This window comes from Arthrobacter sp. 08Y14 (assembly GCF_002929455.1).
GTDB classification, from domain to species: Bacteria; Actinomycetota; Actinomycetes; order Actinomycetales; family Micrococcaceae; genus Arthrobacter_B; species Arthrobacter_B sunyaminii.
On the sequence record NZ_PJIX01000057.1, the window covers coordinates 1 to 530 of the forward strand.

Consider the following 530-nt stretch of genomic DNA (forward strand, 5'->3'; position numbering starts at 1 on the left):
CCAGCCTGCTGTTCCTGTGCTGCCCATTCTCGGTATGCCGGTCCGCGATCTCGGCTGGAACGAGGCTCTGGTGCATCTGGAGCAGAAGCTGGTCGCCCGCGACGGTTTCACCCACATTGCCTTCCTGAATGCCAACAACGCCAATGTCATGGTGGACGACCCGGAATACCGCGCGGTTCTGGAGCGCTCCCTGGTCCTGCCCGATGGCATTGGGGTGGATATCGCTGCGCATTTTCTGCACGGTGGTCGCTTCACCGCCAATCTCAACGGCACTGATTTCGTGCCGGCAGCGCTGACATTCATCTCCAGGCCCCTACGGGTGGGACTGCTCGGAGCAACCTCTGGCGTTCTGAAGTCTGCGGCGACCAACCTCCGCCGGCAGACGCCCTGGCACGAATTCGTCGAAATCTCCGACGGCTATTTCGACCGGGCCGATCCGGCCCTGATCCTCAAACGCATAGAGACTGCCCGCATCGACCTGCTGCTCGTTGCCATGGGCACGCCTTTGCAGGAAAAATGGGTCGACCGGC

1 protein-coding gene is annotated in these 530 nt (G+C 61.9%); it reads left to right on the forward strand.

The genetic code is table 11. The features are described from left to right. Positions 1 to 16: 16 nt before the first annotated feature. A partial coding sequence (locus CXR03_RS19005) for a WecB/TagA/CpsF family glycosyltransferase (RefSeq protein ID WP_219816292.1) occupies positions 17 to 530 on the forward strand: 514 nt, incomplete at its 3' end.